The sequence below is a fragment of the Methylotenera sp. E1MeOHC1 genome (assembly GCF_058745595.1).
In genome coordinates this window covers 745148-772079 of sequence record NZ_CP196025.1, presented here as the reverse complement: position 1 = coordinate 772079, position 26932 = coordinate 745148, and the positions used below count along the sequence as shown (strand labels likewise).

34 protein-coding genes are annotated in these 26932 nt (G+C 44.1%); 8 read left to right on the top strand and 26 right to left on the bottom strand.

Translation table 11 applies throughout. The annotated features are described in order from the left end of the window. Window position 1 precedes the first annotated feature (1 nt). The 5 genes from ACSSU7_RS03495 to ACSSU7_RS03475 are packed head-to-tail and all read right to left on the bottom strand — an operon-like array spanning window position 2 to window position 4330. Window positions 2-538 carry a hypothetical protein gene (locus tag ACSSU7_RS03495; RefSeq protein ID WP_492517338.1) on the bottom strand — a complete coding sequence of 179 codons (537 nt, stop codon included), beginning with the start codon at window positions 536-538 and terminating at the stop codon, window positions 2-4. Beyond that, window positions 538-1503, bottom strand: coding sequence for a vWA domain-containing protein (locus tag ACSSU7_RS03490; RefSeq protein WP_492517337.1), 966 nt, complete (start codon window positions 1501-1503; stop codon window positions 538-540). The genes ACSSU7_RS03495 and ACSSU7_RS03490 overlap by 1 nt, the downstream gene beginning before the upstream one ends. After that, window positions 1504-2412, bottom strand: coding sequence for a nonribosomal peptide synthetase MxaA (locus ACSSU7_RS03485; RefSeq protein WP_492517336.1), 909 nt, complete (start codon window positions 2410-2412; stop codon window positions 1504-1506). Window positions 2413-2426: 14 nt separating this feature from the next. Continuing rightward, the gene (locus tag ACSSU7_RS03480) at window positions 2427-3287 is read right to left on the bottom strand and encodes a DUF58 domain-containing protein (RefSeq protein ID WP_492517335.1); all 861 of its coding nucleotides are present in this window, start codon (window positions 3285-3287) and stop codon (window positions 2427-2429) included. Beyond that, complete coding sequence (locus tag ACSSU7_RS03475) at window positions 3284-4330, bottom strand: AAA family ATPase (RefSeq protein ID WP_492517334.1); 1047 nt, start codon at window positions 4328-4330, stop codon at window positions 3284-3286. Before ACSSU7_RS03475 ends, ACSSU7_RS03480 begins: the two co-directional genes overlap by 4 nt. Before the next feature lie 151 nt (window positions 4331-4481). Between ACSSU7_RS03475 and ACSSU7_RS03470 the strand changes: the two genes are divergently transcribed. From ACSSU7_RS03470 to ACSSU7_RS03455, 4 genes are all read left to right on the top strand, one after another. Continuing rightward, the gene (locus ACSSU7_RS03470) at window positions 4482-5252 is read left to right on the top strand and encodes a hypothetical protein (protein WP_492517333.1); all 771 of its coding nucleotides are present in this window, start codon (window positions 4482-4484) and stop codon (window positions 5250-5252) included. Between the two features lie 52 nt (window positions 5253-5304). After that, a complete protein-coding gene (locus ACSSU7_RS03465) occupies window positions 5305-5859 on the top strand; it encodes a TetR/AcrR family transcriptional regulator (RefSeq protein ID WP_492517332.1) in 555 nt (184 codons plus the stop codon). Window positions 5860-6083: 224 nt separating this feature from the next. Further along, window positions 6084-6356 (top strand): HU family DNA-binding protein, encoded by a 273-nt coding sequence (locus ACSSU7_RS03460; protein ID WP_492517331.1) that lies wholly within the window; start codon window positions 6084-6086, stop codon window positions 6354-6356. Between the two features lie 284 nt (window positions 6357-6640). Next, complete coding sequence (locus tag ACSSU7_RS03455) at window positions 6641-7585, top strand: VTT domain-containing protein (protein ID WP_492517330.1); 945 nt, start codon at window positions 6641-6643, stop codon at window positions 7583-7585. A 37-nt stretch (window positions 7586-7622) separates the two neighbouring features. Here the strand turns inward: ACSSU7_RS03455 and ACSSU7_RS03450 are convergent, their stop codons facing one another. The 5 genes from ACSSU7_RS03450 to ACSSU7_RS03430 form a co-directional block, all read right to left on the bottom strand. After that, window positions 7623-8858: an MFS transporter gene (locus ACSSU7_RS03450; RefSeq protein WP_492517329.1), complete on the bottom strand. Its 1236-nt coding sequence runs from the start codon at window positions 8856-8858 to the stop codon at window positions 7623-7625. A 7-nt stretch (window positions 8859-8865) separates the two neighbouring features. Further along, complete coding sequence (locus tag ACSSU7_RS03445; protein WP_492517328.1) at window positions 8866-9744, bottom strand: pirin family protein; 879 nt, start codon at window positions 9742-9744, stop codon at window positions 8866-8868. A gap of 96 nt (window positions 9745-9840) precedes the next feature. Beyond that, window positions 9841-10407 carry a YceI family protein gene (locus ACSSU7_RS03440; protein WP_492517327.1) on the bottom strand — a complete coding sequence of 189 codons (567 nt, stop codon included), beginning with the start codon at window positions 10405-10407 and terminating at the stop codon, window positions 9841-9843. Window positions 10408-10440: 33 nt separating this feature from the next. Continuing rightward, the gene (locus ACSSU7_RS03435) at window positions 10441-11004 is read right to left on the bottom strand and encodes a YceI family protein (RefSeq protein WP_492517326.1); all 564 of its coding nucleotides are present in this window, start codon (window positions 11002-11004) and stop codon (window positions 10441-10443) included. Between the two features lie 21 nt (window positions 11005-11025). Continuing rightward, complete coding sequence (locus ACSSU7_RS03430) at window positions 11026-11565, bottom strand: cytochrome b (protein ID WP_492517325.1); 540 nt, start codon at window positions 11563-11565, stop codon at window positions 11026-11028. A 106-nt stretch (window positions 11566-11671) separates the two neighbouring features. Between ACSSU7_RS03430 and ACSSU7_RS03425 the strand changes: the two genes are divergently transcribed. The 3 genes from ACSSU7_RS03425 to ACSSU7_RS03415 all read left to right on the top strand — a co-directional run bounded on the left by ACSSU7_RS03425 (window position 11672) and on the right by ACSSU7_RS03415 (window position 14154). Next, window positions 11672-12589, top strand: a complete 918-nt coding sequence (locus ACSSU7_RS03425) for a LysR family transcriptional regulator (RefSeq protein ID WP_492517324.1) — start codon at window positions 11672-11674, stop codon at window positions 12587-12589. Window positions 12590-12860: 271 nt separating this feature from the next. Further along, window positions 12861-13145 carry a DUF5710 domain-containing protein gene (locus ACSSU7_RS03420; protein ID WP_492517323.1) on the top strand — a complete coding sequence of 95 codons (285 nt, stop codon included), beginning with the start codon at window positions 12861-12863 and terminating at the stop codon, window positions 13143-13145. A 109-nt stretch (window positions 13146-13254) separates the two neighbouring features. After that, window positions 13255-14154, top strand: coding sequence for a recombination-associated protein RdgC (locus ACSSU7_RS03415; protein WP_492517322.1), 900 nt, complete (start codon window positions 13255-13257; stop codon window positions 14152-14154). 71 nt (window positions 14155-14225) lie between these two features. On the opposite strand, the gene ACSSU7_RS03410 is transcribed toward ACSSU7_RS03415, so the two are convergent. From ACSSU7_RS03410 to sufB, 9 genes are all read right to left on the bottom strand, one after another. Beyond that, a complete protein-coding gene (locus ACSSU7_RS03410; protein ID WP_492517321.1) occupies window positions 14226-14402 on the bottom strand; it encodes a hypothetical protein in 177 nt (58 codons plus the stop codon). 101 nt (window positions 14403-14503) lie between these two features. Further along, the gene (locus ACSSU7_RS03405; protein ID WP_135277121.1) at window positions 14504-15085 is read right to left on the bottom strand and encodes a Yip1 family protein; all 582 of its coding nucleotides are present in this window, start codon (window positions 15083-15085) and stop codon (window positions 14504-14506) included. Between the two features lie 214 nt (window positions 15086-15299). Further along, window positions 15300-15629 (bottom strand): Rieske (2Fe-2S) protein, encoded by a 330-nt coding sequence (locus ACSSU7_RS03400; RefSeq protein ID WP_492517320.1) that lies wholly within the window; start codon window positions 15627-15629, stop codon window positions 15300-15302. 11 nt (window positions 15630-15640) lie between these two features. Further along, a complete protein-coding gene (locus ACSSU7_RS03395; RefSeq protein ID WP_492517319.1) occupies window positions 15641-16000 on the bottom strand; it encodes an iron-sulfur cluster assembly protein in 360 nt (119 codons plus the stop codon). 7 nt (window positions 16001-16007) lie between these two features. Continuing rightward, window positions 16008-16448 (bottom strand): Fe-S cluster assembly sulfur transfer protein SufU, encoded by a 441-nt coding sequence (gene sufU / locus ACSSU7_RS03390; protein ID WP_492517318.1) that lies wholly within the window; start codon window positions 16446-16448, stop codon window positions 16008-16010. After that, a complete protein-coding gene (locus ACSSU7_RS03385) occupies window positions 16445-17740 on the bottom strand; it encodes a SufS family cysteine desulfurase (protein WP_492517317.1) in 1296 nt (431 codons plus the stop codon). The genes sufU and ACSSU7_RS03385 overlap by 4 nt, the downstream gene beginning before the upstream one ends. Continuing rightward, on the bottom strand, window positions 17737-19065 hold the full coding sequence (sufD, locus tag ACSSU7_RS03380) for a Fe-S cluster assembly protein SufD (RefSeq protein WP_492517316.1): 1329 nt from the start codon (window positions 19063-19065) through the stop codon (window positions 17737-17739). Before sufD ends, ACSSU7_RS03385 begins: the two co-directional genes overlap by 4 nt. Before the next feature lie 10 nt (window positions 19066-19075). After that, window positions 19076-19876 carry a Fe-S cluster assembly ATPase SufC gene (gene sufC / locus ACSSU7_RS03375; protein WP_492517315.1) on the bottom strand — a complete coding sequence of 267 codons (801 nt, stop codon included), beginning with the start codon at window positions 19874-19876 and terminating at the stop codon, window positions 19076-19078. 10 nt (window positions 19877-19886) lie between these two features. Continuing rightward, the gene (gene sufB / locus ACSSU7_RS03370) at window positions 19887-21332 is read right to left on the bottom strand and encodes a Fe-S cluster assembly protein SufB (RefSeq protein WP_492517314.1); all 1446 of its coding nucleotides are present in this window, start codon (window positions 21330-21332) and stop codon (window positions 19887-19889) included. 251 nt (window positions 21333-21583) lie between these two features. Between sufB and ACSSU7_RS03365 the strand changes: the two genes are divergently transcribed. After that, on the top strand, window positions 21584-21931 hold the full coding sequence (locus ACSSU7_RS03365) for a 4a-hydroxytetrahydrobiopterin dehydratase (protein WP_492517313.1): 348 nt from the start codon (window positions 21584-21586) through the stop codon (window positions 21929-21931). A gap of 72 nt (window positions 21932-22003) precedes the next feature. Here the strand turns inward: ACSSU7_RS03365 and ACSSU7_RS03360 are convergent, their stop codons facing one another. The 7 genes from ACSSU7_RS03360 to holB all read right to left on the bottom strand — a co-directional run bounded on the left by ACSSU7_RS03360 (window position 22004) and on the right by holB (window position 26928). Next, the gene (locus ACSSU7_RS03360) at window positions 22004-22210 is read right to left on the bottom strand and encodes a DUF6494 family protein (RefSeq protein WP_492517312.1); all 207 of its coding nucleotides are present in this window, start codon (window positions 22208-22210) and stop codon (window positions 22004-22006) included. Window positions 22211-22267: 57 nt separating this feature from the next. Further along, window positions 22268-23047, bottom strand: coding sequence for a TIGR01458 family HAD-type hydrolase (locus ACSSU7_RS03355; protein WP_492517311.1), 780 nt, complete (start codon window positions 23045-23047; stop codon window positions 22268-22270). A gap of 297 nt (window positions 23048-23344) precedes the next feature. Next, entirely contained in the window at window positions 23345-23725 is a 381-nt protein-coding gene (locus ACSSU7_RS03350; protein WP_492517310.1) for a hypothetical protein, read from the bottom strand. A 92-nt stretch (window positions 23726-23817) separates the two neighbouring features. Further along, the gene (locus ACSSU7_RS03345) at window positions 23818-24579 is read right to left on the bottom strand and encodes an MBL fold metallo-hydrolase (RefSeq protein WP_492517309.1); all 762 of its coding nucleotides are present in this window, start codon (window positions 24577-24579) and stop codon (window positions 23818-23820) included. 65 nt (window positions 24580-24644) lie between these two features. Further along, complete coding sequence (locus ACSSU7_RS03340; RefSeq protein ID WP_492517308.1) at window positions 24645-25415, bottom strand: TatD family hydrolase; 771 nt, start codon at window positions 25413-25415, stop codon at window positions 24645-24647. A 9-nt stretch (window positions 25416-25424) separates the two neighbouring features. After that, entirely contained in the window at window positions 25425-25808 is a 384-nt protein-coding gene (locus ACSSU7_RS03335) for a PilZ domain-containing protein (RefSeq protein ID WP_331019159.1), read from the bottom strand. A gap of 109 nt (window positions 25809-25917) precedes the next feature. Then, complete coding sequence (gene holB / locus ACSSU7_RS03330; protein WP_492517307.1) at window positions 25918-26928, bottom strand: DNA polymerase III subunit delta'; 1011 nt, start codon at window positions 26926-26928, stop codon at window positions 25918-25920. Window positions 26929-26932 lie beyond the last annotated feature (4 nt).

Below are 26932 nucleotides of genomic sequence, written 5' to 3'. Positions count from 1 at the left end.
TTCATGGCAGACCTATCGGTAAGTTACTCAACTCCATCGTTGATTGCTCCTTAGGCGCAGCATTCATGTTTTTTGACATGATTGAGTTAAGTAGGCTTAAATTAAACTTGGATGAGATATCCGTTGGCTCAATACGTAGTGATTGCTCATAGGCTATCTTTGCTTGCATGTAAGCATGTCTAGCCTCGTCTTGGTATGTACCGTCTTCATTCACACGACGGATTAACCCAAAAATGAACAGATTGTTACCAATATTGAAATGAATCTTGGCTTGATTAGCTAAAGATGGCGATTGATCTAATAATTGGCTGTAAGTCTGTATTGCATGTTTGTAATCCGATTTATTGCCCTGGTCATAAGCTGCGGTATATTTTTGCAAGTAAGGGTAATTCTCATCAGTAATGACCTTACCTGCAGTAATTTTTTTATTTAGGGTAGAGATAGCATGGCACTGATACGCCTCATAAATTGCCCCCACTAGACCTATCACCACTAACATAGTGAGTGTTAGATTGCGATTTTTAATATTTTTTGCCATTAATGTATCCTAAAGTTTTTAATCAATAAAATTAAAAGGCTCAGTACCATCGCTATTACAATCAGGTTGTTAGCATAATCATGGCCTGGAATAATAACGCTGTACTGGATGATGTTCTTTTCTTTAGCATTGATTTCACGTAGTGCAGACTCTAGTGTTGTTGGGTTGTCTGCCTCAAATGCTTTATATTTAATTTTAAGAGACTTAAAAAAGCGATCTAGGTTGATAGCATCTGGCGCTTGTTCGTCGCTATAGTTTGCACCGTTAAAAATACTGATGTCATCAGGCTCACGCAGCACAATCCAATAAAGATTTATTTTCTTGCCTATCAGTTGCTGGGATATTTTGTATTTCACCCTTGGGCTTAATTTACCTGCACCATCGGACAGTAAAATAACCGCTCGTGACCCTGAGCTTTGAATGTTATCGAATAAAGTGACCCCTTGTGTAATGCCGGCGCCAATATTGGTTTGGTTCAACGCCGGCCCGGTCGCGGCTTTAATTGCGGCATGAATAGCATCACGATTGTCCGTAATTTTCATGCCGTATAACGCAGAATTGGTGAAGCCAACAACGCCCATCATGTCGTCAGTTCGTGAGTCAATAAAATCGGTAATTAAACGCCGAGCCGCCATGGATTTGATTTCAGCGGCTCGGCCACCTGATGCTTGACCAGCAAATGGATGATCCATACTCACGCTTCTATCAATCACCAATACTGTTTGAGCGCCCTTACCTACTTTTTGCTCCCGTTTACTCTCCCCTTGTGGCGACGATAATGCCAACACGATGCAGACTATCAGCAGCGAAATCATTGCTTTAAGGGTAAGGTTAGCAATTTCCGAGTATTTGTCTGCAGGGACAATTTCAATCCATGAGTAAAATTGACCTTGGTGACTTTTTAAAATAAAGGGGATGGCTGCCAAAGGTAGCAACAGCAATGCCCATGGTTGTAATAAAGTCATTTATGCGCCTCGCTCACAATCTCTTAAGCGCTTACTTAATTTAAGTAAATTACCTATGTGCTGTTCTGAATACATTGTGCTGTTTGCGAATAGCAGTGCGTTTGATTGCTCAAAAAATGCATAAATCTCATCTTTTAACTTAGAAAAATTCGGGTTTTTCTTGATAAATTGCTCAATGTCTTCAGTAAATAGATTGGTGCCATGTGTCTTATTAAATGCTTGGTAAATGTAAATGGAAGCTTCTTTTAAACCGTCTAATGATTTAGGGGTTTTTCTGATGCGGCGATGCGCCTTGGCAAATGCACCATTCATGAATGGTAGCCAGTGACTATCCGCATTGATATAGAACAGACCTAACAGGCCGAATGTAAGCATGGCTAAAAAAACACCGAGCTTAGTTTGGTGTGACGTGATGTTTATAATTTCTGGTTGATGTTGTGGATACATCAGTTTTTTGGCATTTTCTATATTTTCCGGCACTAAAGCTGCGTACCAGAATGACCAAGTGGGAATTTCTGCCACTAAAGGATTAGTGTTAGCGTTAAATTTGAATATCTCTTTTGGCAGTTGCATGCGTGCAGGCTTAGTGGCCGCGGCAAAAACTTGATAAGAAAGATTGATGGTGTACCTATTTTTATCACCAGCCTTAGTGGCCACCAGCGTGATGTCTTTCACTTCAATACCATCAGCGCTTCTACCTTTGGCAGGCAGGTCGGCTTTGGATAGTGTGTAGGGTTGATTGACCTCCAGTTCTATATGGCGCTGCAATACATCGCCAATTTGCACTCCGCTGTTATATTGTGGATTCTGGATTTTAATAAGCTTTACATTTGGAGCCTGAGCGAATGAGATAGATGCATAGGACACGGCACCGAGTAGCAAGAGTAATTTAATGATTGATGTTTTCATAATGACTTAATTTTCTAACTCGATAATTGTTCAAAATATTGTGACAATAAATCCGGTTCAAACTTGTCACTCAAGTAAATCGCCTGATAGTCAAACCTGGAAAATAAGGTTTCAAGCGCCTGTTTACGCATTTCAAATGCAGCGATAAATTGGTCTCTAACCGACTCGCGGAAAAATATGGTTTTTTGTAAACCAGTTTCGGGGTCTATCATGTTGCCAAAGCCAAATTTAGGGAGCTTTTGGTACTCGCGTGCGTCCCACAGCACAATCGGCACGATGTGATGAATAGACATGGCACTAAGTGTTTGCTCCACCATTTCCAGTGGCATATGAAAATCAGAAATCCAGAATACCAAGCCTTTATGCTGGCTTAAATATTGCGGCACTTCCAAAATGCCTTCGCATCCAACTCGCATGGTGCTAATGTTTGATAATTGCTCTATGGTTTCAAACGATTGCTGCACGTTATGGTTGAGGTTATGCGAAATATCCTCTATCACTATTTGGTTGTAGCAAATCAAGCTAAATAAATCCCCTGCTTCATGTGCCGAATAAGCAATTGAGGCAGCAATCTCCTTAGCAACATCTAGTTTGCGCACTGCTCCTTTAAACTGCATGGAGCTTGAAACGTCACAGATAGCAAATATAGGGGTGGTGTTATCCTGATTGAATACCCTTACTTGCACTTGTTCGTAAGGGTCTCTCAGGGTTTGGCGCATGTCCATTCGCCTAGGGTCTGGGTAATCAATGAGAGGTACGTTTCCCTTGAATTCAAACCCTAAGCCGCGTTGCGTACCTCTATGTCCACCATAATGAATGCTGTTTGACTTCCATGGAATCTGGTAATGGAATGGTTTTGCGTATGCGGGAATCATACAGCTTTTGCCTGAGATGGAACGGCAACCGTTGCCAATATTTGAGACGTTAATTCACGAGCCAGCACCGTTCTACGGTTTTCATACATGGTATTAAATACCAGACGATGGGCAATTAACTCGTGAAAAACTGCATGGATATCTTCAGGATATAGGCTATCCCTATTCATCAACCAAGCATTAACACGCGCCGCTTTTAGCAGCATGCCCATGCCGCGCGGGCTTGCGCCAGTATGGATTAGTCTATTCACGTCTACGCTATCAAGTTTGATGCCAAATTTTTCAGGATTCTGTGTGGATTCCCATAAATCCAGCGCGTACTCTTCTAATACACTGCTCGACTTGATATGACTTTGCAGCACATCAGAGAAGGCGTTGAGCTGATCAAACTTAAGTACATTAGACTCTACTTGTTTGGTCAAACTCTCAGCATGCTGAAACTTCACATCAAACATGAGGGCTTTACGTAACTCTCTGTCATCTGGAATATTGATTGGGATTTCCATCATAAAACGGTCTCTGGCCGCTGACGGAATTTCAAACGTCTCATTTTTCTCAACTTGGTTTCTATCTGCAAATACCACCATATGTGGCAGGCGGTATTCCTGTTTAAATGCAGTGATGTGTCGCTCTGCCATCACACGCAGCATCAAAGCGTGCACCTGTGGCCTAGCTCTGTTTATTTCGTTAAAAAAGAAAACAGATAAGTTTTCTCCGGCTTTTAACAGTGGGCCTTCGTCAATTTTTGGTTTACCGTCTTCACCTAAGTAAGTGTGGTAAATCAGATCATTAGGCATTAAGTCTACCGTACCCTCTATACGCTCATAATCACCACCAATACACCTGGCGATGGATTGCAGTAGCGTGGTTTTGCCAACGCCCACGCCGCCCTCCAGCAAAACGTGGCCACGTGCAAAAATGGCGATATTCATTAAGTGAATGGCTTTATCTTGCCCAACAATTACCTTTTTTACCTCGCTCTCTAGTTTTAATGCATGAGCACGCCAATCTGCTAAATTTGTGTCAAAATTTGTAATCTGCATAATAATCCTATGTAAAATAATGTTTTAGGTGGAGTTCGGTATTGCATTTAGTAATACGCTGAGTTAACATAAAGACAGGTCTGTTCACTTTTTTATAGTCTACTTTAAGCTTTCTAAAAAACGCAAGACATTTTTTTGAGGTACTTTAATTTTGAGCCAATTGCGTAATTTATATACGGGTAACCCGGACGCTTGGAGTTTCCGTGAGTTACTCTCCTACTCGGCGATTAAAAGCCGGGTTCAGAATATGCGTGGTGCCAATGCTGCGATTGTTCGGTTGCCTAAAACATTAAGTGCGTGGAACTATGAACGCGTTTCCAAACGTACCAACAATGCGGGCAACGCGAACTTATCTCTGGATGAAATCAATGCGGTGAGGACATTAATTGAAGATGCAATTAGTAAATCGACGATTAAAAATCACACTGTATTTACTGACCAACTGTTCTTTTTGACGATTGGCGCCATACAAATTGAATCGCAGACGCACTCCAACGATGCCTGGAAGCTGCTTAATAAAACTATTGAAACGCACTTAAAGCCAAAAAATGAGCGTCAACTGCTGCTGGTCGGTGTATTGATAACTACGTTGATGGTAGGCATGAGTGCTATGCAAATGACCCATAAGCCAGGCAAAGTTAGCCCTGTGGAATCGCAAGGCGTGTTTATTGAGGCATCGACCAGTACAGCAGACCCGGTGACGATTAGCATGCTGCAGCTAGCTTACAACAAAATGAAGAGCGGTACTTGCCAGCTGCCACAGGCTGCCATGCTGCCAGAGCGTCAGAGGCAGGCATTTTTAGCCTTTGTTAACCAGGGAACAATCGATGTAAATAATGTGGAAAACCTTAGGCAGGCATTTGGATATGTCAGCTGTTTATATCCGCAAGAGTTAATGCGCCCACTCACAACAGCGTTGTAAGTGAATGAATTGTAATAACAAAACTTTTAATGAGTTTTGATAAAGGAACGATATGAAAACCAATGAAAAAATATTAACCGTAGCCACTATGCTGTTTGATAGTAGAGGCATACAGGCTTCAGGTGTTGATACGATCATTGCCGAATCTGGGGTAGCAAAAGCTACACTGTATAAGCATTTTCCAAGTAAAAATCACTTGGTAATGGCTTATCTCAGAAGTAAATCAGATAAATTTTACGAGTGGCTAAACTCGCGTCTTGTTTCTAAAAAAGCTAATTCCATCGATATTCTAGTGTCGCTTTGCGAGCTGGTTGAAACATGGATTACAACACCTGAGTTTCATGGCTTACCTTTCCATATTGCCTCGGTGGAATTTCCTAGTCCTGAGCACCCAATCAACCAATACTCGGCAGTGCTGGCGGCAGAACTGCAAGATTACCTAGCAAAAATCGCCCAAACTGCGGGCGCGCGTGATGCCGTTGCACTTGGCCAGCAGTTAACCATTATTTTTGAAGGTGCTGCTTTAGTGGAAAGACTGAACCCGGGCTCAGGTGCTGCCAGCAGAGCAAAAAGCGCTGCAATTGCACTGATTAATAGCTCAGTATAACTGCCCCACCACTCTAAATTGACGCGATTAAAGTCCGGCTGGCAGTGCTTTTGGTACATGCTCTAGGCTTTTTAACAGTTTTTTTGTGCTCTGATGGCTAGAATTGTGCATTTATGCTGATAACTATGATTGATGGCTTAAGAATGTGTGCTAGGATGTAAATTCTCTGCAAGCCTTATGAAACCTGGCTTTGGAGCGATATTAACCATATTATAGGAATTTATATGAACAAATCTGAATTGGTCGCAAAAGTAGCGGCTGAAGCTGGCGTAACGCAAGCTGACACAAATCGCGTATTAGATGCCATCATCAATACGGTTGGTGAAGCATTAAAAGCTGGAGACAACGTAGCGCTTGTTGGCTTCGGTACATTCCAAGTAACAAAAAAGGCTGCTCGTTCTGGCCGTAACCCTTCAACTGGCGAAACCATTCAAATTGCTGCACGTAATGCGCCTGTATTTAAAGCTGGTAAAACACTTAAAGATAAAGTTAACTAAGTATTAGTCTACCGTTCAAGGTAGATTGTATTAGTTAAGCCCATGCTTAAAAAACCCACAGCGCAAAGTCTTTAATGCTGTGGGTTTATTTTAAAATAACAATACAGCACCTTTAAATTAAAGGTTGCTTATGTCAAAATCTACATCAGACAGATGTCTGTTTTAGTAGATATCTCCTAATAACAACCTCCGCTCACATTTGCAATGTGTTTGGTGAGTAACAGCAACACTTGATGGCACCTAACCATCCTCCTCATTTTAGCGACCAATAAGACACTGAATATATGGATTTACTGCTTAACTTATTACATCAGTATGGTTTGCTGATCGTGTTTTTTAATGTATTTCTAGAGCAGATTGGCCTGCCTTTACCTGCTTACCCTACGATACTGGTAGCAAGTGCTATCAGTGTTAATCATGAAAACTCCCTCACAAGCCTAATGCTGGTTGCCGTTACCGGTGCATTGCTAGCCGATATGTTCTGGTATTTTGCAGGCCGTCGCTATGGCAAGAAAGTGATGAGTAAGCTTTGCAAAATCTCGCTATCTCCAGACTCATGCGTGAAGCAAACAGAATCTATGTATCTAAAAATTGGACCATCTGCCCTGCTGTTTTGTAAGTTCGTACCAGGTTTTGCTTCTATTTCCAGTGCGCTTGCTGGTGCGCTAGGCACTAAAGCATTCACTTTTATTGTGCTTGATGCCATAGGCGCGGCGGTATGGGTAGGCTCTGCTATCTTGTTAGGTTCAATGTTCAGCGCTTCTATTGACCAACTTTTGCTAACGCTGGTTGAGATGGGTAAATGGGGTGCTTTAGTCATAGCGTTAGCGTTTGTGCTATTTATTGCTAATAAATGGTGGGAGCGCTATCGCTTTCTTAAGGCGTTAAGGATGGCACGTATTAGCGTAGGGGCATTAAATGAGCTGCTAGTGAGTGGCAAACAGCCCGTTATTATTGATACCAGACCGCCAAAGCTAATAGAGGATGGATGGATACCTAGCGCTAGATTTGTCTCTACTGAGCAGGTAAAGGACATTTTGCCTGAAATAGACATCAATGAAGATATTGTATTGTATTGCGCATGCCCGAATGAAGTCACGGCCGCTAAGGTAGCCAAAGCTTTTATGAATCATGGCTATTTCAATGTGAGGCCGCTTGCCGGAGGCATTGATGCATGGATTGAGTCAGGGTTTGCAGTACACAAACCTGTAGATGGTGAGCAAAACTAGTATGTTTGGCGTGTCTTCTATTGCAGTGTAATCCTGCTTAAGACTCGCTAAATGTGTTTTCTGCCACCACTGTGCGGTCATGCATCACAATTTTTGATACGAATATAATCGCCAATATGTTCAATAACACCGCAATATAGCCGGCATGCTCGTAACCTATAAAGGCACCGCTGGTGTCCTGTGTGACAATAAACCCACCCAAGGTTGTCGATAACCCCATCGCTAACGATTGTACTGTAGAATTAAGTGACATAAAGGTACCCCGCAGTTTTGGCTGCGCTGCAGAGATCACCACCGTCATTGCAGGAATCATGCGGCCAGAGACTAAAACGAAAAAAGCCGTGGTATAGAGCAACCAAACCCACAAAGACACGGGCCCTGATTGGGTAATGAATAGGATGGGGAAAGTTGCTGCCAATGCTACCAACCGATACACCAGAACTTTTCCAGCATGGTCGGCCCATCGACCAATCAAGCGCGCTGTAATCAGAGTGGCGGCTCCGCCAGCTAGGTAGATTAAAGGGATGTCATGTTGCGAGATATCTACGTTGTTGACTGCATACACTGTCAAATAAGGAATCACGGTAAAGCTAGAGAAAATGATCAGTGCAGAAAATATAAGTGCCCTGATATGGTTTTTATCACGCAATACGGCAAGGATAGGCGCAAATGGATGGCTGCGTTTGATGCTTAAATGGTGGTCTATGGTGGGTAATAGTCGATTAGCTGTGAATATAAACAGTGCTGTCACGGCTGCAATCAAAAAGAATGGTGCACGCCATACGTAATGGGTAGCGATCCAGAGTGAAAGTGGCACGCCTGCTACTGTAGAGATAGAGAATGCAGTTGAAATAATGCCATTAGCTTTACCGCGGCGCATAAACGGAATGATATCGGCCACCATGGTCTGTACCAATGCTCCCATGATGCCGCCAAATACCCCGGACAATCCGCGAAACACGAGCAAAGCAGCATAGCTCGTTGCTAATCCACAAGCCACTGTAGCGATGCCAAAGCAAATTGACATTGCAATGAGCAGTTGCTTACGCTCAAATCGATCAATAAACGCAGCGCCTAATAGCCCAGAGAGTGCAGAACTAAAGCTGTAAGCGGCAACTAATAAGCCAAACTCGTGCGTATTGATGCTAAATTCTTTCATTAACATGGGGCCTAAAGGCATCATGATCATGAAGTCCAGAATATGGGTAAACTGAATACCCGCCAGCGTCATTAATACGCTGCGTTCGTTGTTGACGGATGTTACTGATGGCATAACTGGGTCATGGTCGCGGCGCCGGGCTCGTCAGCTGACCTGTTTGGTAGTCGATAATAGCTTGTGCAATTTCATCCTGCGTGTTCATAACAAACGGGCCGTATTGTGCAATCGGCTCATGCAATGGTTTTGCTGCAATCAGTAAAAAGGCTGCTGGCTGATCAAGTGTGCTAATTGCTACGTAATCCCCATCAGAGAGCTCGCCTACTACTTGTTGCATTATTAGTCGGCTTTGTACTGTTCCTCCCTCTATGCTTACTCTGCCCTCGTATGTGTAGATAAAGGCGGTATGCCCTAGTGGTATTGCATGTGCAAACCTCACTCCAGCAGGCAAGCGGATATCCCAAAACAGGGGCGCCGTTGTGCCACCTTGAATTGGGCCAAACAATGCCTTACCTGCTATCTCGACATTACCAGCAATCACTCTTACTTTCCCGCCAGTTGGTAAATCCATTTCGGGGATTTCTTCCGGGCGAATATCTCTGTATGCCGCAGGTTTCATTTTTTCTTTTGCAGGCAAGTTTATCCATAACTGAAAGCCGCGCATACGACCGCTTTCTTGCTGTGGAATCTCTGAGTGAATGATGCCGCGCCCTGCGGTCATCCACTGTGCGCCGCCGCCTTTTAACTCGCCTTGGTTACCAAGATGGTCGCGATGCAGCATATTGCCATCTAGCATGTAGGTGACCGTTTCGAAGCCGCGGTGTGGGTGGTCAGGAAAGCCCGCAATGTATTCGTCAGGGTTGCTTGATGAAAACTCATCCAGCATCAAAAATGGATCAAGGCGAAAAGATGGTGTCTTGCCAATACTGCGGCTCAGCCTGACCCCTGCCCCATCCATCGTCGGGGTAGGCGTAATCAATTGCTGCAATGTACGTATTTTCATCAAAACATCCTTTAGGCACTATTGCGCCTGTGCAAGCTTTACTGCCAATAAGCAGTGCCACGGCAAGTATCTGCAATGCGGTGGCACTAAAGCTACTTATTGTTTAACAGCTTCCACTGGCAAGGTAATAGTAACTTCATCACCAACGTATGGCACATACTTGCTCATGTTGAAATCAGAGCGTTTTACTGTTGCCGTTGCGTTTGCGCCGCAAGCATCTTTTTTCAACATTGGGTGTGGCATGCACATAAATGATGTTACTGTCAGCGTTACTGGCTTGCTTACGCCTTTGAGTGTGAGTGTGCCATCTACAGAGGCTAACTTGTCACCATTGAAATTCAGTTTCTTTGAAGTAAAGTTAGCAACCGGAAACTTCTCAGTACTCAAGAAATCTTCACCTTGAATATGCTCATTAAATAGTGGATAGCCAGTATTTACAGAGGTTGTGTCGATTGCGATATCCATAGAGCCGGTTTTTGCTTCGCGGTCTATCGTGATTTTTCCTGTTGTTTTGTCAAAGTGGCTCAATTGTGTAGAGTAGCCAAAATGGCTGTAAGAAAAACGTGGAAATGTATGTGTGTTATCAATCACATAAGTTTCTGGTGCTGCCAGTGCTGCGGTTGAAAAGCTGGCTGCAATAGCTAAAAGTGCGATACGTTTCATAGTGTTACTCCTGATGATAGTGATTTAAAAAAGTTATTTGCTGGCATTAGCCAGAAAGTGGAAGTTAATTTGTATTTCGTTAGCAACGGTGCCAAAGTCTGCCCACATGCCCTCGCCGATTGCAAATTCTGATCGTTTGAGTACAAAGCTACCGTCAACCGTGGCAGTGTTGCCTTGCGGGGTAAATGTGAATGGTGCAGTAATCATTTGCGTGCGCCCTTTAATGGTCATCTTACCGCTGACTTCATAACGGTTTGCCGCCAGCTGTTTGATGGCAGTAGATGCGAACGTTGCTTTTGGGTATACCTTGGTGTTGAACCAGCTTTTGCTGGAGACTTCATCATTGGCCTCATCTGAGCCAGCATCAATGCTCGCTAAATTAAGCTCAAAAGCGACTTTTGCATTGGCCGGTTTGGTAGGGTCAAATGCCAATTGCGCATTGAACTTATTAAAATTACCATCCACAGGCACACCCATTTGTTTATACACAAAATGTAGCGAGCTTTTGTCATTTTGAATGCTGGTGTACTCTGCTGCCTGCGCTCCAGAAGCTAGCATCAAACCACCGATTACACTTGACCATACTTTAATATTCATTTTGCAGACCTTTCACTTAGCTTAACGAGCACGCCATGGCAGCATGCGGCGCAATACATCATCTTTATCCACTACATGGTGTTTGATTGCTGCGCCTATGTGCCCAACCAGAATGGCCGCCATGCTGTAATTTAAAATCATGTGCGCAGCTTCTAATGCGTCACCTAGTGCTTTGTCTTTTGATAACAGATCAGGGATTGGCAGCACGCCAAAATAAACGGTTTGAAAACCTTTGGCTGAGCTCATTAACCAGCCGGATAATGGAATGGCAATCATTAAGAAATACAGCATGCCATGCCCTATATGTGCGCCAAGTTTGGTCATTTTAGACATGGTCCACGGCAAAGCTGGCGGACGATGCTTGATTCGCCATGCTAGGCGCAACATCACTAAGATAAATGCTGTTACACCAGCCCATTTATGCCATGCATAAATTTGCAGCTTTAATGGTGAGAATTTAAGCTCATGCATATACAAACCAACGACAAATAGCGTGATTAATAAGAGCGCCATCCCCCAATGGATAGCGATGGCAGTCAATGTGTAGCGAGCTTTTTGCATAGCAATGATTTGTAGTTAAGTTGATAGGATGCTATTAAACATTTTATTTATCAGATAAAAAAGTATAATATTTAGCTATTAATTATCTAAAAATCAGATTGATACCATGCCAAACATTTCTCTTGAACAGTGGCGGGCCCTAATTACAGTGGTGGAAACTGGCGGATACGCGCAAGCAGCGGAGAAGCTTTACAAAAGCCAATCCGCGGTTACCTACGCGGTGCAAAAGATTGAATCTTTGCTGGCATTAAAAGCATTTGAGATTCAAGGCCGCAAAGCGGTACTAACGCCAACCGGGCAAATGCTGTATCGGCGTGCACTTGCGCTAGTGAATGAAGCTAACGACTTGGAAGCGGCAGCTAATCGGCTATCAGCCGGCTGGGAGGCGGTTATTCATATCGCGTCTGAAATTCTATTCCCTACCCGATTATTGCTGGATTGCTTAAATCAATTTGGGCTGGAAAGTCCGCATACGAGAGTCGAATTGATTGAGTCGGTATTAGGTGGCACCTCAGATGCGTTATATAAAGGCGAAGCGGATTTAGCAATCTCCCCTAATATACCGTCAGGTTTTTTAGGTGACCAAATCATGACGATTAAACTGATAGCGGTCGCGCAACGCGAACATCCGCTGCATCAATTAAATCGCGTGTTAACCTACAGAGACCTGCAATCGCACCGCCATATTGTAGTGCGTGACTCAGGCGCTAAGCGCGACAAGAATACGGCAACCATAGAAGTCAACCAACGCTGGACTGTGAGTAATATTGCAACATCAATTGAAGCTTTAGCCATGGGGTTTGGGTTTGCCTGGCTACCTGCCGCGCATATCAAAGAGCAATTGCAATCTGGGCAGTTAAAGGCGTTGCCACTACGTGAAGGCGGTGTGCGCACATTACCACTTTACCTAATATTCGCAAGACCAGATTTTGCAGGGCCAGGGGTTAAACGTCTGGCAGAAATATTAATGCAAGCGGGCAAAGCAAGAGAAAGTCTGATGCAAGCAGATGGCGATATCCGTTAGCGTAAAACCTTGTTGCAGGCGTGATGATGGCGTGTATTTATCCTATATAAACTCATTGGATATTGGTATTATCTCGACTAGATTAGAGAATGAATAAACAACTATCATCAAAGTCTTATCTAAAATAGGACTTACAAAGCAGTTACCCCGTAGCTCATTGGATAGAGCACCACCCTCCTAAGGGGGAGATCACACGTTCGACTTTTTTAATCAACCCAGCCTATGCTCAATAGGGAAATCAGATCAATTAGCAATAGAAATCAGGATAAGCATGACAGCAACAAACATAGCACTTAAAGTACCATTTAATGAAAAAGACCAAGCAAAAGCACTTGGCGCCAAGTGGAATGCAGAAGCAAAACACTGGTACGTACCACAGGGGGTAAATGCAGAACCATTTGCAAAGTGGTTTACTACAGGCGCAGCATCAGCATCAGTCAATACCCCTGCTCCAGCTAGCAAGCAGGCATCACCGACCAGCAATTTACAGGATGATGATATTGATGCCATCAATGCAAGATTAAGAGAGGCGTTTGAGGACAGAGAGTTTGACTAGATTGAAAATCAATTGATATCTGGTGAATGCCAACTTTATTTAAATAAAGTTGGCATCTATAACAGCCCAAGTTCAGTATAATCGGCGCTTTTTTCTGAGCGCCCTTCTCATGTGGTTTAAAAATTCCTTTATCTATCGCCTGGCAGCAGACAGCACCATTACTCACGATCAGTTACTTGAAAAACTATCACTTAAGCCTCTGCAACCATGCAGTGGCCTAGATAAGCAAAGCCGTGGTTGGGTTGCATGCCACGGTGACAAGCTGGTTCATCATGCAAATAACCAACTGCTTTTTGCGTTAGGTGTAGAGCAAAAGCTATTACCAGCCACCATCATTAACCGTTTTTTAAAAGAACGTGTGACTGATATTGAGGCACAGCAAGGCTATAAAGTTGGCCGCAAAGAAAAAAAAGAACTCAAAGAAGCTGTCACAGAAGAATTGCTGCCTAGAGCTTTTGCACTGCAACGTACCACTTACGCATGGCTAGACCCTGTGAATGGGTATTTGGTAATTGATGCAGCTTCATCAGCTAAGGCGGAAGAGCTATTAGAGTTTTTTAATAAGTCGATTGAAGGTGTGCCATTTAAACAATTGCATACCAATGTATCTGCCGTGAGCGCCATGACTGATTGGCTTGCAAGTGGCAATGCACCGTCAGGTTTTACGATAGACCGTGAATTGGAGCTGCGTGCTGCAGGCGAAAGCAAAGCTACTATTCGTTATGCTAATCACGCGCTTGAAGGTGATGAAATACTGAAACACATAGCCGCAGGCAAGCGTGTGACGCGCTTAGGCATGACTTGGAGCGACAGAATATCTTTTGTACTCACCGAGCAAATGCAAATTAAACGGCTGGAGTTTCTGGACATTATTAAAGAGGACTCAACTACGTTAGCGGAAGATGCTGATGAGATATTTGCGCTGGACTTCACCCTGATGACGGGCGAGCTAGCAAAAATGCTGGCTGATTTAACCAATGCGCTGGGTGGAGAAATCCCACGTAACTAGCTTGTATTGCACACGATACTCAATCTGAATGGATTGGGTATCGGTTGACATGCTAGACAACTTGTAAAATACTATTCGACTTGTGTAAATTTCACCATGAACTCAGCTTCATCTCTAACAAACACTTGTTCTGGCCGCTCAACCGGGCAATACACCACCATTTTTGTGCCATCTCGGCTGTTGGTGCAGTCTGTGGCGTGATGTAAAATTTTATAAAGATTTAGGTTTTTATTATTACGCCAAAACATCTACTTATTACCCTTTTAATTCATTTTTCAGCAAATAGAAATGCATAAAGAGGCACCGTAATGCAGCCTCTTTATGGTGTGTAAACTTAATACTACCGCAATTATAAGTTCTGCACGCTACCCAGCACCACTAGCGTGACAATCATTAGCAGCGCCCAGCCAATCACTCCTGCAGTTAATACTGCGCCAAACATCAGAATCGCATGGCCGCGTTCTTTTATATGAAATACCGCCGGAACGCCATAATAGATAAATCCTACCGTGGCCATTAATGCCATGGTGAGCACCACTAGGTTAAACGTCATGTCTGGGACTAAAAGCACGATAGGTGCTAGCCATAAAGGCGTGGGGGCTACAGCCGCAAGCGTAAATGCTTGATGATAGGTGGGGTGAATTTCTGCAACCTCCCCTAATTGGCGAATAATGAGGCCCATCACCGGAACCGAGGCTAACTCAACAACGAACAGAATTGCAGCGACTAATAATAATTTTTGATTAGATAAAACCGGGAGTAAGTCTCCCGCGTATTTCCCCGCTGCACAGTAGATGAACAATGGGGGTATCAATGACATTGGAACTACATGCAGCAAATAAAGCCTGTGCATAGATAGCTTGCGCTGTACGAGATGTCGCCATCCTTTTGTTGGTACAAAAAACAACCAGAATAAATTTAAAAGACTCATGAAACTACCCTCCCAAAAAATTGGTTATTAGCTTATGTATCGTTATATCTAAATCTTGTGTTTACTTAACCTTATATTTGTTTGACTTTGTGTTTACTAGACCCTGTGTTACACAACTACGAGTATTCATTGTAGAGCTATTTATGCATTAATACATTACATTTCATTACAATTTCCTGAAATAAGCTATTAAATCATTGCTATAGGTCTATATCTAGGCAACATCCCACTGAAGTTCAGTGTCCACTTCTAGCCATCCATTATTGATTCTGACGGGATAGGTTCGTAAGTTTTCATAGGCAGGTGCAGTGAGCGCCTCTCCCGTTACCAAAGAAAAATGCGCACCGTGTAGCGGGCAGATGACTTCATCACGTTCAGTTTTTCCGGTTGATAATTCTGCCTCCTCGTGGCTGCATAGGTTATCAATCGCGTAGTAACGTCCATCAATATTGAATACAGCAACCGATGCTTCGTCTGTTTTTACCACACGACAAGTACCAGATTTAAAATCGTCTATTGCCGCTACGTCTATCCAGTTACTCATGATTGCGCTCCTTATAGCATGCCAAGTTGTAATTTAGCCGCTTCACTCATGCTGTTGCGGCCCCAAGGTGGATCCCATACCAAGGTTACATCCACACCGTTAACGCCTGGCACACAAAGCAATTTTTCCCGTACGGTGTCGGGGAACGTTTGTGCCACTGGACAATTGGGCGTGGTGAGTGTCATGGTGACATTGATATGTCCGTATTCCGTTGCTTCTAATTGGTAGACCAAGCCCAAGTCGTATATGTTGACCGGCAGTTCCGGGTCGAATATTGTCTGCAGCATCTCTCTCACGCGTACCAACAGCGCCTCTTTGCCGGGTGCAGGGGCCTGTTGCTCATCTGCAAATTTTTGCCAATCAAACATCATCTTTTACTCACTCAGTAGTCACTAGTTCAGCGCTGCTCTTTAATGCGGCTTGTAATGTATGCCATGCGAGCGTGGCACATTTAACACGCTGTGGAAACGCTTGCACGCCAGCCAACACAGCGAGCTTTCCCATATCTTTATCCACAGTGGCGCCGGTCACTAATGATTTAAATTCTTCTAGTATACTGAGTGCCTCTTCTGCTGTTTTTCCTTTCAGTGACTCAGTCATCAGTGAGGCGGAGGCAGTTGAAATTGCACAGCCGGTACCTTCAAACTTTAGGTCGTGAATGACGCCATCTTTGAGTATTAGCGTTAAGGTTACTTTATCTCCACATAATGGGTTGTAGCCTTCTGCTTTACGGTTAGCATTTTCCAGCTGACCATAATTTCTGGGCTGACGATAATGGTCAAAAATCATATCTTGATAGAGATCGCGCAGGTCGTTCACTTAAATAACTCCCTTGCGTGATAAACCGCGTTCACTAGCTTATCCACCTCATTTTTTGTGTTGTAGAGCGCAAATGAGATACGCACCGTTGCTGGAATGCCAAAACGCTCCATTAGTGGCATGGTGCAATGGTGACCAGTACGAACTGCGATGGCTTGACGGTCTAAAAAGGTACCGATGTCATGGGGATGCACACCTGCCATTACCCATGAAATGATGCCGGTTTTATGCCTAGCGTTGCCGATGATGCGTAGCTCTGGGATAATTTCAATTAGCTCAGTTGCGTAATTTAAGAGTGACTCTTCATGCTTTACAATGACATCAAGCCCAATGGCTGTTAGGTAGTCTACCGCGGCTCCAAGGCCAACCACACCGGCGATATTGGGGGTGCCAGCTTCAAATTTATAGGGGAGCTTGTTGTAAGTAGTGGCTTCAAAACTTACTGAGCTAATCATGTCCCCTCCCCCTTGATATGGGGGCATGCCGTCTAACAGGTCAGATTTTCCGTAAAGCACGCCAATCCCTGTTGGGCCATATAATTTATGGCCAGAAAAAGCATAAAAGTCACAATCTAAATCTTGTACATCAACAGGGATATGGGCAATTGCCTGCGCGCCATCCAGCAACACTGGCACATGCTGCGCATGGGCATGGTTGATAATGACTTTAACGGGGTTAATGGTGCCTAATGTGTTGGATACATGTGTGATGGCAACTAGTTTGGTTTTTGGGTTGAGCAAAGACTGGTAGGTATTGATATCCAGCTCGCCCGCATCATTCACTGGCACTATGCGTAGTATGGCACCGGTTTGCTGACATAGTATTTGCCAAGGCACGATGTTGGAGTGGTGCTCCATAGCGCTGATAATAATTTCATCACCAGCCTTGAGCCTGCTTCGCCCATAACTCTGCGCGACTAAATTAATGGCTTCTGTAGTGCCGCGTACAAAGATTATTTCATGGTCGTGACGCGCATTAATGAATTGCCGTAGCTTACTTCTGGCGGATTCAAATGCGTCTGTTGCTTGTTGGCTTAAGGTGTGAATACCACGGTGTACATTAGCGTTGGTGTGACGGTAATAGTGACTCTCAGCCTCAATGACTATCGATGGTTTTTGTGTGGTGGCAGCATTGTCAAAATAAACTAGCGGCTTACCATACAAGCTCGTGTGCAGTATTGGGAAGTCTTTTCGCCAATGCTGTACCAGCAGGTGATTTTTAATCTCGGATTCAACCGTGCTTGCACCACTTGTACCACCCTGCTTGTTCATATTGAATTCACCCATTTTCATAGCAGCTCCTTGACCATCTCTCCTTGAGGCAATCGATCTAACAGAAGATGCTCTAGGCGTGTGCGTAAGTAAGGCACATCTACGCCACGGATGATGTCATTGGCAAATCCATAAATCAGCATTGAGCGTGCCACTACCTCATCTAGGCCACGTGAGCGTAAGTAAAACAAGCTTTCATCGCTCAATTGCCCCACGGTTGCTCCATGTGTGCATTTGACATCATCCGCAAAAATCTCCAGCTGCGGTTTAGTATCAATTTCAGCTTGCCTTGATAACAGCAAGTTATGGTTGGTCTGATTCGCATCCGTGTTATTAGCGCCAGGGTGCACAATGACTTTGCCGTTAAACACGCCACGCGACTCCCCGTCTAGCACACCTCGGTAATGTTCGCGGCTAATACATGATGCTGCTATATGGTCAATACGCGTATGATGGTCAACATGCTGCTTATCATTTAACAGATATAAGCCGTCTAAAGTGCATGTGCAATTAGGCTCATTTAGGCTAGCGGTAATATCGTTACGGACTAAGCGCCCGCCAAATACAAATGATTTAGACGTAAAGTGACTGCCTTCCGCCTGTTGTACGTGGATGCCGGCAATATGTGTAGCCGCGGGCCCTTCCTGCGTGAGCTTGCAATGCTCAATTTTAGCGCCAGCGCCTAAGTTAATCTGAGTAGTAGCATTGGTGAAATTATGCGCATCTAAAGTGCCCATGTAATGCTCAATGATGGTGGCGCGTGCGCTCGCACCAGCCATGACAATCATACGCGGATAAATCGCAGTACCATGCCCGCTGGCGATAAGCAAAATATAAATCGGTTTATCTACTACTGTGCTTGGTGCAATATTCAATACTGCACCATCGGTCACAAATGCATTGTTTAACGCAGAAAAAACAGTGTGCTCATGCTGTTGCTTAAACAAGTCCTTTGGCAGCTCTGCACCATCATCCAGCATGTCCGCAAGGCTGTTCAGGGCTACGCCTGCAGGCAAATCATCAATGTTAGATAAGCCAGAGTCAAAATGCCCATTCACAAACACCATCAAATGCATGCCTTCACTTGGTAAAGTCCAAGCAAGTAACTTTGCTTCTGATGACGCTTCGGGCGGGATATTGTCAGGCGCTAGCGTTCCGCGCTTGCTAATCAATGACACATCGGTGTATTTCCACTCCTCTTCGCGCCTAGTCGGAAACCCATGGGCTTCGAAACGTTTAAACGCGGCTTTCCTCGTTGCCAATACCCAAGGCGTACCGTTACCAGCCAGTTCATACGGCACCAGCGATAACGCTATGTTTTGCCAGGATTGTGGTTGGGCATGCATGACTGAACTCCTAAGGGGCTTGGTTCGCTTGAGTGATCTGGCTAGCTTGCACGGCTTGGCTAGCGATGACATCAGTATTAACCCAACTATAACCATGCTGCTCCAGGTTTTTAGCCAAATCCGCCCCGCCTGATTTAACAATACATCCTTGTGACAGCACATGCACTGCATCTGGTACTACGTAGTCCAAAAGGCGCTGGTAGTGCGTCACCAGAATGATGGCGCGTGCAGGGTCACGCATATCGTTGATGCCATCAGCAATCAGTTTTAGCGCATCTATATCAAGGCCAGAATCCGTTTCATCAAGAATGGCTAGTTTTGGCTGCAGCACGCTTAACTGTAATATTTCGTTACGCTTTTTTTCCCCGCCAGAAAATCCTTCATTGACTGCACGTAACAGCATGGCATCATCCATCCCTACGCGCTTCATACGTTCGCGCACTAGGCTCAGAAAATCCATGGCATCCAGCTCTGGCAGCAGGTGATATTTACGGATGGCGTTAAGCGCTGTTTTCAGAAATAGCGCATTACTGATGCCTGGAATTTCAACTGGGTATTGAAAAGCCAGAAACACACCTTCACACGCACGTTGCTCTGGTGTCATGTTGAGTAAGTCGCGGCCAAGATAATGCACACTACCTGCGGTGACATCATAAATAGCTCTGCCGGCCAGTAATTGAGCTAGCGTAGTTTTGCCAGAGGCATTAGGCCCCATGATGGCATGCACCTCTCCCGCCTTTACCTCAAGGTTAATACCGCGCAATATTTCCTTACCATCAATCGATGCGTGCAGGTTTTTAATAGATAGCATGTTACCCCTCCTACCCTGTACCGCCTTCTAGGCTGACGCCTAATAATTTCTGTGCCTCAACCGCAAACTCCATCGGCAGTTCCTGAAACACTGCTTTGCAGAACCCGCTAACAATCATTGATACGGCATCTTCAGGGGGTATGCCGCGCTGTGTGCAGTAAAACAGTTGGTCTTCACCAATGCGTGAGGTTGAAGCTTCATGCTCAACTTTTGCGCTTGGATTTTTTACTTCAATATATGGAAACGTATGCGCACCGCATTTTGAGCCAAGTAGCAGTGAGTCACACTGTGTATAGTTGCGTGCATTTTCTGCACCAGCCAATACCTTAATTAGTCCGCGATAGGTGTTCTGACCGTATCCCGCGCTAATTCCCTTAGAAAGTACAGTGCTCTTGGTGTCTCGGCCAATATGTATCATTTTAGTGCCCGTGTCGGCTTGCTGATGGTGGTTAGTCAGTGCAACTGAATAAAATTCACCCACGGAGCCATTACCACGCAAAATTACGCTTGGGTATTTCCATGTAATGGCGGAGCCTGTTTCTACCTGCGTCCATGAAATATGGGATCTATCTCCACGGCAATCTCCGCGTTTGGTGACAAAATTATAAATGCCACCTTTACCGTTTTTATCTCCTGGGTACCAGTTCTGCACCGTAGCGTATTTGATACGTGCACCTTCCAGCGCAATCAGCTCTACCACGGCAGCGTGTAACTGGTTTTCATCTCGCATCGGTGCCGTGCATCCTTCTAGATAGCTCACATAGGCGTCTTTGTCAGCAATAATAAGCGTACGCTCAAACTGGCCTGTATTTTTTGCATTAATGCGGAAGTAAGTCGAAAGCTCCATCGGGCATTTAACACCTGGCGGAATGTAGCAGAACGAGCCGTCGCTAAATACAGCTGCATTCAAGCTTGCAAAAAAATTATCGGTATAAGGCACGACTGAGCCCAGGTACTGCTGTACTAATTCAGGGTGCTTTTGCACTGCTTCTGAAAACGAACAGAAAATAATCCCGAGCGTTGATAGCTTTTGTTTAAAGGTGGTGGCCACTGACACACTGTCAAATACCGCATCTACCGCTACACCAGCTAATACTTGTTGCTCTCTCAGTGGAATACCTAGTTTCTCGTAGGTACGCAATAACTCAGGATCGATTTCTGATAAATCGCGTGGCCCTGCTTTTTCTGACTTGGGCGCTGAGTAGTAATAAGTGTGCTGATAATCAATTGGCGGATAATGCACGTTCGGCCATGTAGGTTCAGAAAGTGTTAACCAATGCTGGTAGGCCTTTAAACGCCACTCCAACATAAATGCTGGTTCATTTTTCTTTGCAGAAATAAGTCTGACAGTACTCTCATTTAGGCCAAGCGGGATGGTGTCAGCTTCGAGCTGCGTATAGAAACCGTGCTGATATTCACGGTTAATTAATTCATCTAATTGTTTCGTAGTAGTCATCAAGCCCACCACAGTCGCTAATTCACTTCTAGCGCACCATATTCGGCGCCTTCCATGGCATTGGCTTAACCAATGATAGCGCCACCACCACACGCCCCGCGCCACTCTAAACCTAGTGACATAAATGGGACTTATGGCCTGTTTATAAGTTCCATCATACGCCTCCTGCTAAAAAGTGCTTAATAAACAACTAATATATTTAAAGTTTGTCAGAACTCATGTGTCTATATCAATTATTAAGGAGAGCTTCCATGAACAGCATAGACCTGACCAACAAACAGTGTACGCCTTGCCAAGGCGGTATCCCACCCATGACCTGTGAAGTGGCCAATCAGTACCTAGCACTAGTGCCAGGCTGGGAGCTACGCGACGATGCTACTAAAATTAAACGTACATTTAAGCTTAAAAACTTCATGGATGCATTGGCGCTGGCACAACGTGTTGGGCACTTGTGCGAACAAGAGGGACACCACCCGGATATCACGATAGGCTGGGGTTATTGTAGCGTTGTTTTTCAGACACACAAAATCAACGGCTTGCATGAGAATGACTTCATCATGGCAACTAAAGTAAATATGCTAGCAGACAGTAACGCTTAGTCATCAAGCAAAGCTTAGCACGAAAAATATTAACCTATTAGAACAACTTAACCTTGTAACCTGCTGATTAAGTTAACCAAGATCAATAGATCCATCAAAGCTGACATTCAGATTTAATGCATCTATTGATAGCGTCATTTTAACGGGTAAATGCTCATTTCCTTTGAGCGTATTATTTGCGCTGGCTCGCGCCACGGCTTGTTCAATTTCTCGCTGAGAGCTAATGCCGGCCATTTTCAAAAACTGACGAATGCTCATATTGAAAGTTTCATTATTCATATCAGACTCCATTTTTCACTGTTTAACGACAATAAGCGCTATGCGATATAACTTACTTCATAGCCCTAGTACTTTCGGTAAGTCTGCCACTGAATCAATCAGGATATCCGGCGTGATTGGCGAGGCATCAGCATAGTGCTGTCGATACTTGCCCGTTTTAACCAACACCCCTGTCAGCCCCACCTGTTGCCCTCCTCCCACATCTACATCAATATCGTCGCCCACCATCATGGCTTCTGTTGCTGTAAGACCTAAATCATCCAGTGCGATTTTAAAAAACTCAGGGGCCGGTTTGCCGATTACCATTGCTTTAACACCACTCGCATATTCCAATGCCTCTACAAAACCGCCTATATCCATTTGTAGCCCTTGCTCGGTTTGCCAGAACTTGTTCTTATGGATGGTAATTAGCTTCGCACCTTTCATTAATACGTTAAAGACATCATTGAGTAATGCGTAAGTCCAAGCATTACCTATATCACCAATCACAATGTAATCTGGGTCAGTCGATGATTGAGGCAGTACATTAAAATCTTTTTTAACATCATCCGCCAGCAATAAGCGGCAAGTAGCATGCGCTTGTTGCTTTAAGTAGAGCAAAGTGGCTTGAGGAGCACTGATGATTTCACCGCTGGGGATAGAGAAGCCTAGGGCATTAAGCTTGTTGTGCAATGATGCTAACGACAATGTGCTGGTATTGGTCACAAACCGGCATGGCATACCGCTGGCTCTAATGGTATTCACTGCATCAATTGCGCCTGATATAGGGCTGGAGCCAGTATAAAGCACGCCATCTAAATCAAAGAGTATGCCTTTAAAGTGTGGTTGCTTGTTCATATTTGGCATTACCTCCAAACTGGGTGAGCAAATAATATCAGTAGTGAATATGCAACTAAGAGCGTTTGGACATGAGTTAGTTTAAACCACATTTGAATGATATGGCAAACTGCTTGGTAGCGTTAGCGGGGTGACTGCTATTTCATGCGATGCATAATGATAGGCTTGAACTAGCTCAGCATTGGCGCTGTGTTTATGGTCGATATTTAATCAATTGAAGCTTAAAACGCAACTTGAAAATGCCAGCAGATTAAGCCAGCAAGCTACGTTTTAAGCCATTGGGTGTGACTATGTAAATTAGCGGTTGTTAAAGAAGGCAATATTCATTGCTTTATCATTTACAAACGTAATTTCAGTTTCTTTGTAAGTGCGTTTTGGATCATATTTCACGATATTTTTGTAGTACCACATTTCAACTTTAACCGGTTTAGATTTGCTTTCATCGGCACCAGCTTTAAGCATGACGGTATTAGCGCCTGATGGTTTAACTGACATTTCTTTTTTGAAAGGTGTGCCTAATTTATCAGTGATTACTTTTTTATTTTTTCCGCTAAATGTACTTAAAAACTCATTTTCAGTATAGGTTTTGGGAGGAGCAGCATGCGTCACCGAAATGGAAGCCACTAAGAAAGAGGCCATTGCTACTGTTGTTAAGGCTTTCTTAAAACTAAATTGCATATCTATCTCCAAAATTAACGCTTTATTATCTCACTGAATTATCTCATTGAACCGTGCATTAACAAACGATACACTGAGCAATCGGTTTACCGCTAAATTTTTAATTTTAATCCATCGTAGCCAACAAACACATTAGCAGGCAACTGTGCACTGAGCGCAGCATACTCCAAATCATGTGTCATATGGATTAAATAAGTAGCCTTGGCCCCTATCTGACTAGCCAACGCAAGACTTTGTTCCAAGTTAACGTGTGTGTAATGCGGCGTGATGCGTAAACAATCTAATAGCAGCACATCTACATCATTTAGAAACTCCATCGAGCTGGCTGGTATTGCCGATACATCAGTTAAGTAAACCAGGTTTCCAATACGGTAGCCGTATATATCACTATGCCCGTGCTTAATAGGAATGGGGGTGATGGTTTGCTCAAATAAGGTAAACGATGAAGTAACCGGATTTACTTTTAAAATAGGTAAATCCCAAAAATCTCCAGCCTCACGCAGCGTGTAGCCAAACTTATCAGCAATATGCCGCATTGCTTCTGGACTGCCGTATAGCGGAATCTGGCAACGCTGTCGTTGGCAATAAGCACGTAAATCATCAATCCCATGTAAGTGGTCTGCATGTGTGTGCGTATAAAGCACCGCATCTACGTTCATCAGCCCTTCTCTTAAAGCCTGCTGACGCAGATCTGGCCCAGTATCAATTAAGATAACCTTGCCATTATCCAAGGTGATCGCACTTGAACAACGTGTTCTATGATTCCGCTTATCGGTAGATACACATGTGCTGCATTGGCAACCGATCATGGGTGTGCCGGCACTGGAACCTACGCCTAACATGGTTAACTGCATTGACTGCCTTTGTCTGATGTTGCCTTGATTGAAACGTTTATTACTACACAACTGCTCACTTGAAATTAGCGCTTGGCGTGTTTAAACAACCTAAAGAAGTTTTCGGTTGTCGCTGCGGCTAGCTTATCAAAAGAAATGCCACGTAGATTAGCCACCTCTTCTGCCACATGTTTCACATAACTAGGCTGGTTTGTTTTGCCACGATAAGGCGTTGGTGCTAAATAAGGAGAGTCTGTTTCCACTAAAACTCTATCCAACGGAACATGCTTCGCTACCTCTTTAATGGTATGTGCATTTTTAAAAGTAATAATCCCAGAAAACGAAATATAAAAGCCTAGCGCAATCGCTTCTAGTGCAACATCTAAACTCTCAGTAAAACAATGCATTACACCGCCAACTTGCTGTGCATTCTCTTCGCGCATAATGCGCAAGGTGTCTTCAGGTGAGTTGCGCGTATGAATCACTAGTGGCTTGCCTGTGGCAATTGCTGCACGAATATGGGTACGAAAACGCGTGCGCTGCCATTCCAAATCACCGGTAAGTCTAAAGTAGTCCAGCCCGGTTTCGCCAATCGCAATCACTTTTGGATGATTGGCAAGTTTAATTAGCTCATCTACGGTAGGTTCTTGGATATCTTCATAATCAGGATGCACGCCAACAGAGGCGTAAAAATTTTCATTTTCCTCAGCGAGCGCCAATACTTGAGGGAAGTCTGGCAAGGTGACAGAAATACACAATGCATGGCTAACCTGGTTATCCTGCATGGATTGTTTAATCGCAGGTAGGTTGGCTAATAGCTCTGGGAAGTTAAGATGGCAATGGGAATCAACAAGCATGGTTTTCAACTAAATAGTATGGGTAGCACGTAATGATTTTAACGCGTTACCTAGTAGTCCTTCAATCTTGGTGCGCGCTTCTAAGCCGCCGCTTTTTTCGTTAAATTGAACACCAATGCCCTGTGGTTTATTACCTTGCGTATTTGGCGTAATCCAAACGACATTACCTACCACTTTTAACTTTACAGGGTCATCAATCAGGCTAAGTAGCATAAATACTTCTTCACCTATCTGGAATGACTTCGTTGTCGGGATAAATAAGCCGCCACCTACTAAAAATGGCATATACGCCGCATAGAGCGCTGCTTTTTCCTTGATTGCCAATGATAGTACGCCTGGCTTGGGTGCAATGGTATTAGGGTTTTTAATTTCGTCTTGTGTATCTTCAGCCATAATTAAACTCTATTGGGGTTCTACTTAATACTTTGTTTCTGTTAAGTTAACAAAGGATGTCGAAATTAAAATTTTTTAAAAATCACTGTGTTTTATAAAATGCAGAAAATTACGATGTGCTAAAAATCTTAGTGTAATCAAGTAATAAGCCCTCCATTTGCAGATCATGGTTCAGTGGGTGTGAGGCCAGCTTTCTTAACTCGTTCAGCTTTTTATGCATATCAAATAACCGACTTAAGTTTACTCTGTCCGCCAGCGCTTGCAAAGCACCGATGTGCTGCAAGTGATAGCGTGCCTGCTGTCCTAACTTGACGGCCACCATATCATATAGCCACTTTTGGATTGTAATCACGCCAGCTTCGGCTGAGTTTGCAATTAACAAAGGTGCAAGCACATAAGGTTCTAACTTTGAGCCAAGTGCTAGATAGCGCCAAATTTCAGTGAGCTGATCAAATTGCATTTGCTCAGCAAACACCTTGATTGGCGAGCCTTCTAAATAAGCTAATTGTTGTTTCGCATTTTTAACCCCTTGCTGCTCAAGCCAAGAAAGTGCTTGAAGCTCGCTAGGGACTGGCATATTAATCTTTTGGCAGCGGCTAATGATGGTTGGTAGCAAACGCTGCAATTGATGCGCAACCAGAATGAAAATCACGCCTGGTGCCGGTTCTTCCAGCATTTTGAGCAGTGCGTTTGCAGAGGCGATATTTAAGGTTTCAGCCGGATGTAGCAATACGATGCGCACGCCGCTACTTTGATGGCTGGATAAACTTAAAAAGTCACTTAAATCACGAATCTGCGCGACAGATATCTGTGTTTTTTTCTTGGTTTTTTTGCTTGGCGCAGTGTCATCAGCTTCTGTTTCCTGCTCAGGGCTTAGTAGGCGAAAGTCTGGGTGGCTCTCATCATTAAACCAGTTGCAGCTAGGGCATGCTTTGCATGCGGCTCCGTTAGGTGCCCTATTCAAACATAGTAGTGATTGGCTAAAACTACGTGCAAAGTCGTACTTACCAATCCCTGCCCTGCCATGCAGTAAAATTGCATGCGGCAGGCGTTGGCCACCCTGTGCTAAACGCTCCCATATCTGGGTTTGCCATGGGTAAATATCAGCAATATCGCTCATATCA

Excerpts from the sequence above, each read along its gene's own strand:
- ACSSU7_RS03495 (WP_492517338.1), bottom strand. The coding sequence starts at position 538 with ATGGCAAAAAATATTAAAAATCGCAATCTAACACTCACTATGTTAGTG.
- ACSSU7_RS03490 (WP_492517337.1), bottom strand. The coding sequence starts at position 1,503 with ATGACTTTATTACAACCATGGGCATTGCTGTTGCTACCTTTGGCAGCC.
- ACSSU7_RS03485 (WP_492517336.1), bottom strand. The coding sequence starts at position 2,412 with ATGAAAACATCAATCATTAAATTACTCTTGCTACTCGGTGCCGTGTCC.
- ACSSU7_RS03480 (WP_492517335.1), bottom strand. The coding sequence starts at position 3,287 with ATGATTCCCGCATACGCAAAACCATTCCATTACCAGATTCCATGGAAG.
- ACSSU7_RS03475 (WP_492517334.1), bottom strand. The coding sequence starts at position 4,330 with ATGCAGATTACAAATTTTGACACAAATTTAGCAGATTGGCGTGCTCAT.
- ACSSU7_RS03465 (WP_492517332.1), top strand. The coding sequence starts at position 5,305 with ATGAAAACCAATGAAAAAATATTAACCGTAGCCACTATGCTGTTTGAT.
- ACSSU7_RS03460 (WP_492517331.1), top strand. The coding sequence starts at position 6,084 with ATGAACAAATCTGAATTGGTCGCAAAAGTAGCGGCTGAAGCTGGCGTA.
- ACSSU7_RS03455 (WP_492517330.1), top strand. The coding sequence starts at position 6,641 with ATGGATTTACTGCTTAACTTATTACATCAGTATGGTTTGCTGATCGTG.
- ACSSU7_RS03450 (WP_492517329.1), bottom strand. The coding sequence starts at position 8,858 with ATGCCATCAGTAACATCCGTCAACAACGAACGCAGCGTATTAATGACG.
- ACSSU7_RS03445 (WP_492517328.1), bottom strand. The coding sequence starts at position 9,744 with ATGAAAATACGTACATTGCAGCAATTGATTACGCCTACCCCGACGATG.
- ACSSU7_RS03440 (WP_492517327.1), bottom strand. The coding sequence starts at position 10,407 with ATGAAACGTATCGCACTTTTAGCTATTGCAGCCAGCTTTTCAACCGCA.
- ACSSU7_RS03435 (WP_492517326.1), bottom strand. The coding sequence starts at position 11,004 with ATGAATATTAAAGTATGGTCAAGTGTAATCGGTGGTTTGATGCTAGCT.
- ACSSU7_RS03430 (WP_492517325.1), bottom strand. The coding sequence starts at position 11,565 with ATGCAAAAAGCTCGCTACACATTGACTGCCATCGCTATCCATTGGGGG.
- ACSSU7_RS03425 (WP_492517324.1), top strand. The coding sequence starts at position 11,672 with ATGCCAAACATTTCTCTTGAACAGTGGCGGGCCCTAATTACAGTGGTG.
- ACSSU7_RS03420 (WP_492517323.1), top strand. The coding sequence starts at position 12,861 with ATGACAGCAACAAACATAGCACTTAAAGTACCATTTAATGAAAAAGAC.
- ACSSU7_RS03415 (WP_492517322.1), top strand. The coding sequence starts at position 13,255 with ATGTGGTTTAAAAATTCCTTTATCTATCGCCTGGCAGCAGACAGCACC.
- ACSSU7_RS03410 (WP_492517321.1), bottom strand. The coding sequence starts at position 14,402 with ATGTTTTGGCGTAATAATAAAAACCTAAATCTTTATAAAATTTTACAT.
- ACSSU7_RS03405 (WP_135277121.1), bottom strand. The coding sequence starts at position 15,085 with ATGAGTCTTTTAAATTTATTCTGGTTGTTTTTTGTACCAACAAAAGGA.
- ACSSU7_RS03400 (WP_492517320.1), bottom strand. The coding sequence starts at position 15,629 with ATGAGTAACTGGATAGACGTAGCGGCAATAGACGATTTTAAATCTGGT.
- ACSSU7_RS03395 (WP_492517319.1), bottom strand. The coding sequence starts at position 16,000 with ATGATGTTTGATTGGCAAAAATTTGCAGATGAGCAACAGGCCCCTGCA.
- ACSSU7_RS03385 (WP_492517317.1), bottom strand. The coding sequence starts at position 17,740 with ATGAAAATGGGTGAATTCAATATGAACAAGCAGGGTGGTACAAGTGGT.
- sufD (WP_492517316.1), bottom strand. The coding sequence starts at position 19,065 with ATGCATGCCCAACCACAATCCTGGCAAAACATAGCGTTATCGCTGGTG.
- sufC (WP_492517315.1), bottom strand. The coding sequence starts at position 19,876 with ATGCTATCTATTAAAAACCTGCACGCATCGATTGATGGTAAGGAAATA.
- sufB (WP_492517314.1), bottom strand. The coding sequence starts at position 21,332 with ATGACTACTACGAAACAATTAGATGAATTAATTAACCGTGAATATCAG.
- ACSSU7_RS03365 (WP_492517313.1), top strand. The coding sequence starts at position 21,584 with ATGAACAGCATAGACCTGACCAACAAACAGTGTACGCCTTGCCAAGGC.
- ACSSU7_RS03360 (WP_492517312.1), bottom strand. The coding sequence starts at position 22,210 with ATGAATAATGAAACTTTCAATATGAGCATTCGTCAGTTTTTGAAAATG.
- ACSSU7_RS03355 (WP_492517311.1), bottom strand. The coding sequence starts at position 23,047 with ATGAACAAGCAACCACACTTTAAAGGCATACTCTTTGATTTAGATGGC.
- ACSSU7_RS03350 (WP_492517310.1), bottom strand. The coding sequence starts at position 23,725 with ATGCAATTTAGTTTTAAGAAAGCCTTAACAACAGTAGCAATGGCCTCT.
- ACSSU7_RS03345 (WP_492517309.1), bottom strand. The coding sequence starts at position 24,579 with ATGCAGTTAACCATGTTAGGCGTAGGTTCCAGTGCCGGCACACCCATG.
- ACSSU7_RS03340 (WP_492517308.1), bottom strand. The coding sequence starts at position 25,415 with ATGCTTGTTGATTCCCATTGCCATCTTAACTTCCCAGAGCTATTAGCC.
- ACSSU7_RS03335 (WP_331019159.1), bottom strand. The coding sequence starts at position 25,808 with ATGGCTGAAGATACACAAGACGAAATTAAAAACCCTAATACCATTGCA.
- holB (WP_492517307.1), bottom strand. The coding sequence starts at position 26,928 with ATGAGCGATATTGCTGATATTTACCCATGGCAAACCCAGATATGGGAG.